The organism is Vibrio sp. M260118, from assembly GCF_036533755.1.
Classification (GTDB): domain Bacteria; phylum Pseudomonadota; class Gammaproteobacteria; order Enterobacterales; family Vibrionaceae; genus Vibrio.
On sequence record NZ_JATABG010000239.1, the window covers coordinates 1 to 5,601 of the forward strand.

Consider the following 5,601-nt stretch of genomic DNA (forward strand, 5'->3'; position numbering starts at 1 on the left):
GACTTCATTTCAGAACTAGATGCGCCTGAACTGCTAAAAACACCTGCGGTACTTCAAGCTATCGTAAGCCCAGAAGTGAAAGAAGATGGTCTCAACTCTGAAGTTATCGAGGTTGCTCCTGAGCACGTAATCGTTGTTCGTGTAGAAGATACGCGTGATGAGACAGTACTACCGCTTGAAGAAGTTCGCTCTCAAGTTACTAAGACGCTAGCAAGCGTGAAAGGTGAGCAACGTGCAATTGAACTAGCTGACGCTCTTGTTGCTGACCTCAAACAGGGTAAACAAGAGCTTCTAGAACAGAATGGCTTAGCGTTCGGTGAAGTCGAAACCGTTGATCGCAGTTCTCCACTGGCTGATGTTGTGTTCTCTATGGTGAAACCTGCTGAAGGTCAAGTCGAGTACGCGCAGGCGAAAGACTTATCTGGTGACATTGTGGTCGTTGAGCTTTCTTCAGTTTCCGCTGTATTTAACACTATGTACAATGAGCAAATTGCTCAGCAGATGACTCAATCAAATGCTCAGCAAGACTTATCTGGTTTAATCAGCATCTTACGTAAAACAATTGATATCGAATACTTCGTTGTGACTCAATAACCTGTATTAGTGTAATTGATACATTACTTAAAACGGACTGCTTTGGCGGTCCGTTTTGTTTTGTGTAGAGAGTAGTGGGAAAGTTAATCGCGCTAAGTATGCTGAACTTGTTATTGAACTAACAAGGAAGAGAGCATGCTAAAACAACTATTTTTGATTGTCGCACTGATCAGTTTTGTTCCGTTTACTGTCGCCGAGGAAGCGAAAGTAGATCCGAAATATGAAGGCATTGAAATCACAGTCAACGTCAATAGCGCTACTGCCGAAGAGCTAGCTGCGCTTTTGAATGGCGTTGGCTTAAAAAAGGCGCAGGCGATAGTCGATTACCGTAATGAGCACGGAAATTTCGAATCAGTTGAATCACTTACCGCTGTTAAAGGGATCGGTTCTGCTTTGGTGGCGAAAAATCAAGACCGGATAAAACTCTGATAGCTTGATATTTGCAAGGGGCGCTACGGCGCTCTTTTTTGTTTTTACTGCAATATGCGCCTAGAACCTGATGCCATTTACCTCTATAATTCTTCGCCGAATATTGGTTAACGCGTTAAACGTTAATCGGCAACTAACACGGAGTAAAACATGTCGTCTCACACGCCGGTTGTGACCGTTGATGGACCAAGTGGAGCGGGTAAAGGCACGCTTTGTATGCTTTTATCTAAAAAATTAGGCTTCCACTTATTAGATTCAGGCGCAATTTATCGCGTACTCGCTTTGGCTGCTATCCACCACGGTGTTGATTTAGAGTCGGAAGATGCGTTGGTTCCGATTGCCACTCATCTAGATGTTCAGTTCATCGCGGAAGGCGACTTAGTAAAAGTTATCCTTGAAGGCGAAGATGTGTCTTGTGAGCTGCGCAAAGAAGAGACCGGTATGGCGGCATCTAAAGTAGCTGCATTGCCAAGAGTTCGTGAGGCTCTGCTGCGTCGTCAACGAGCGTTTGCTGAAGGTCAAGGCTTGATCGCCGACGGTCGCGATATGGGTACAGTCGTTTTCCCTCAAGCGGAAGCAAAAATCTTCTTAGATGCGAGCGCGGTAGAACGTGCTCAGCGACGCCTTAAACAGTTGCAAGATAAAGGGTTAGATGTTAAATTTGCTGACCTTTTGAGCGAGATCCAAGAGCGAGACGACCGAGATCGTAATCGCCCAGTGGCCCCATTGCGCCCTGCTGAGGATGCGCTTCTGCTTGATTCTACTTCGATGAGTATCGACGAAGTAGTAGAAAAAGCACTACAATATATCGAATCGAAGCTAGTCGTTTAGGCGGCTAGGTAAGAGCGTTGGTCGCAAGGATGATGACCGGCGAATTTAATAACCCCACGCGGTAGGATACCCGTGGACGTTTAATTTATTGAAGATTAAATAATGACTGAATCTTTTGCTCAACTCTTTGAAGAGTTTCTAAACGAGACTGAATTCCAACAAGGTACTATCGTTAAAGGTACTGTAGTAGCTATCGAGAACGGCTTTGTTCTTGTTGACGCTGGTCTAAAGTCTGAGTCTGCAATCCCTGCTGAACAGTTCAAGAACGCTGCTGGCGAGCTTGAAGTTGAAGTTGGTTCTGAAGTAGACGTAGCTCTAGACGCTGTAGAAGACGGTTTCGGCGAAACTCAACTTTCTCGTGAGAAAGCTAAGCGTCACGAAGCGTGGATCGTACTTGAGAAAGCTTGTGAAGAAGCTGAAACTGTTGTTGGTATCATCAACGGTAAAGTTAAAGGTGGTTTCACTGTTGAACTAAACGGTATCCGTGCCTTCCTTCCAGGTTCTCTAGTAGACGTACGTCCTATCCGTGACACTGCTCACCTAGAAAACAAAGAGCTAGAGTTCAAAGTTATCAAACTTGACCAGAAGCGTAACAACGTAGTTGTTTCTCGCCGTGCAGTAATCGAGTCTGAGAACAGCGTTGAGCGTGAAGAGCTTCTAGAAACTCTACAAGAAGGCGCAGAAGTTAAAGGTATCGTTAAGAACCTTACCGACTACGGTGCGTTCGTAGACCTAGGCGGCGTTGACGGCCTTCTACACATCACTGACATGGCTTGGAAGCGCGTTAAGCACCCTTCTGAGATCGTTAACGTTGGTGACGAGATCCAAGTTAAAGTTCTTAAGTTCGACCGTGAGCGTACTCGCGTATCACTAGGTCTTAAGCAACTAGGCGAAGATCCATGGGTAGCAATCGCTAAGCGTTACCCAGAAGGTCACAAACTATCTGGTCGCGTTACTAACCTAACTGACTACGGCTGTTTCGTTGAAATCGAAGAAGGCGTTGAAGGTCTAGTACACGTTTCTGAAATGGATTGGACTAACAAGAACATCCACCCATCTAAAGTTGTTAATGTTGGCGACGAAGTTGAGGTTATGGTTCTTGAAATCGACGAAGAGCGTCGTCGTATCTCTCTAGGCCTTAAACAGTGTAAAGCTAACCCATGGCAATCTTTCGCTGAAGCGCAAGCTAAAGGCGACAAAGTTACTGGTAAGATCAAGTCTATTACTGACTTCGGTATCTTCATCGGTCTAGAAGGCGGCATCGACGGTCTAGTTCACCTATCTGACATTTCTTGGAATGTTGCTGGTGAAGAAGCGGTACGTGAGTACAAGAAAGGCGACGAGATCTCTGCAGTAGTACTAGCAGTAGACGCTGAGCGTGAGCGTATCTCTTTAGGCGTTAAGCAAATGGAAAACGACCCATTCAATGCTTACGTTGCTGAGAAGAAGAAAGGCACTCTAGTTAACGGTACAGTTGTTGCTGTTGACGCTAAAGGTGCAACTATCGAGCTTGAAGAAGGCGTAGAAGGTTACATCCGCGCTTCTGAAGTTTCTCGTGACCGCGTAGAAGACGCTTCTCTAATCCTAAGCGCTGGTGACAGTGTTGAAGCTAAGTTCACAGGTGTAGACCGTAAGAACCGCGTAATCAACCTATCTATCAAAGCTAAAGATGAAGCTGAAGAGCAAGAAGCAATGGCTTCACTGAACAAAGCAGACGACGCTTCATTCGGTAACGCTATGGCTGACGCTTTCAAAGCAGCTAAAGGCGAATAATTTAATCGCTTTTAAGAAAAAGGAGCCGCAAGGCTCCTTTTTTATGTTCTAAAAAGAGTCTTAATACCAGTCTCTACAAGGTGTTCAAAAAAAAGCCATTTTTCACTACACATATTGTTGATTTATTGTCTAAAATTTAAAGCAAGTGTTTGTTGGAACTGGTATTACTGACTATAATAAGTGATAAATTACTCTACGAGGGCAACTATGACTAAGTCTGAATTGATTGAAAGACTGTGTGCAGAGCAAACGCACCTTTCAGCTAAAGAGATAGAAGATGCTGTAAAAGATATTTTAGAGCATATGGCGTCTACACTAGAAGGTGGTGACAGAATCGAGATTCGTGGCTTTGGTAGCTTCTCTTTGCACTTCCGTGAGCCTCGCGTTGGTCGTAACCCTAAAACCGGAGACAAAGTGGAGTTAGACGGTAAATTTGTCCCTCACTTTAAACCAGGTAAAGAGCTACGTGAGCGTGTAAATATCGGCTAGATATTTGTAAAAGACTGATAAAAAAGCGGCATACATAGGGTATGCCGCTTTTTTTATCATCGGAATTCCAGAGATAACCATGGTTTGTTTGCTGCTTTTACTGCATAATCGTAACGGCTGAACTTATCTTAGGTGATGGACTATGAAAATTATAAAAATCGTTCTTGTGCTGGCCCTATTTTTAATTGCATTGGCATTAGGCTCTCAGAATCAGGCAGTTGTGAACTTTAACTACCTTATAGCGCAAGGTGACTTCCACTTATCGACTCTATTGGGTGGCGTATTTGTTAGTGGCTTTGCAATCGCATGGCTGATTTTCGGTAGTTTGCACTTTAAAGCCAAATTGCAGGTTCGCAAGTTAAAGAAGCAGGTTAATAAGCTCTCCCCAGCAAAGAGTGAGCCTAATCAAGGTAAAGCTTAAATCAGTAGTTAGGTAGGCTGTTACTCGATGTTAGAAATTCTCTTCTTGTTGTTGCCAATTGCCGCCGCGTACGGTTGGTATATGGGTAATCGTAGTGCCCGGCATGACAAGCAGAAGCAATCAAATCAGATCTCACGTCAGTATGTGACAGGTCTGAACCTATTGTTATCAGACCAGTCTGATAAAGCGGTCGATCACTTTATTGAACTTCTACAAGTTGATAATGAAACCATCGATACGCATCTCGCACTTGGTAACCTTTTCCGTTCTCGTGGAGAGGTTGACCGTGCTATCCGCATTCACCAAAACTTGATCTCCCGTTCCGGACTCACTTTAGAGCAGAAAAATATCGCTTTGCAGCAACTGGCAAAGGATTACATGGCATCGGGCTTTTTAGACCGCGCGGAAAAAATCTTTATGCAGCTTGTCGACGAGCCTGACCACAGAGAAGCCGCTTTGCAGCAATTGGTTGCGATTTATCAGCAAACTCGAGAATGGACTCAAGCTATCCATTACGCTTCGCTGCTAGTTAAAATGGGTCGCAAACGCACTAGTGTTAATATTGCTCATTTTTGGTGTGAGTTGGCGATGCAAGAGAGTGCTGAGGGTGACCGAGCCGCAGCCATTCAGAACTTTAAGCGGGCCTTATCTGAAGACCCAAAATGTGTCCGAGCGAGTATTGCACTGGGCAAACTCTACTTAGACGATGACGATTACACTAATACCATCAAGTATATGGAGTTGGTGTTAGATCAAGACAGTGATTTTGTCAGCGAAGTTTTGCCGACATTGGCCGAGTGTTACCACCACTTAGGCAGAGAAGAAGAGTTACTTAACTTCTTGCGCCAGTGTATTGTTAATAAAGCGGGTGTATCAGCTGAGTTAATGCTAGCGCAATTGGTTGCGCAACACGATGGCGCTGGCGCTGCACAAGAACTTCTGACCAGACAATTAGTAAAAAATCCGACTATGAAGGGCTTTTATCGCCTCATGGACTATCATTTAGCCGAGGCTGAAGAAGGTAGAGCGAAAGCCAGTTTGGGGACTTTACAGAAACTGGTTGG

General features: G+C 44.6%; 6 protein-coding genes and 1 pseudogene. All 7 read left to right on the forward strand.

Features of this window, described 5'->3' with window-relative positions; all coding sequences use genetic code 11:
* A pseudogene (locus QTO00_RS13805) lies at positions 1–594 on the forward strand (peptidylprolyl isomerase); the annotation flags it as partial.
* Between the two features lie 135 nt (positions 595–729).
* Positions 730–1,023 (forward strand): ComEA family DNA-binding protein, encoded by a 294-nt coding sequence (locus tag QTO00_RS13810; RefSeq protein WP_331425320.1) that lies wholly within the window; start codon positions 730–732, stop codon positions 1,021–1,023.
* Between the two features lie 150 nt (positions 1,024–1,173).
* Entirely contained in the window at positions 1,174–1,854 is a 681-nt protein-coding gene (cmk, locus tag QTO00_RS13815; RefSeq protein ID WP_331425321.1) for a (d)CMP kinase, read from the forward strand.
* A gap of 102 nt (positions 1,855–1,956) precedes the next feature.
* A complete protein-coding gene (gene rpsA, locus QTO00_RS13820; protein ID WP_331425322.1) occupies positions 1,957–3,627 on the forward strand; it encodes a 30S ribosomal protein S1 in 1,671 nt (556 codons plus the stop codon).
* Between the two features lie 207 nt (positions 3,628–3,834).
* Complete coding sequence (ihfB, locus tag QTO00_RS13825) at positions 3,835–4,116, forward strand: integration host factor subunit beta (RefSeq protein ID WP_038206844.1); 282 nt, start codon at positions 3,835–3,837, stop codon at positions 4,114–4,116.
* 142 nt (positions 4,117–4,258) lie between these two features.
* A complete protein-coding gene (locus QTO00_RS13830; protein WP_331425323.1) occupies positions 4,259–4,537 on the forward strand; it encodes a LapA family protein in 279 nt (92 codons plus the stop codon).
* A gap of 27 nt (positions 4,538–4,564) precedes the next feature.
* Positions 4,565–5,601, forward strand: a 1,037-nt coding sequence (gene lapB / locus QTO00_RS13835; protein WP_331425324.1) for a lipopolysaccharide assembly protein LapB, incomplete at its 3' end; no start/stop codon positions are given.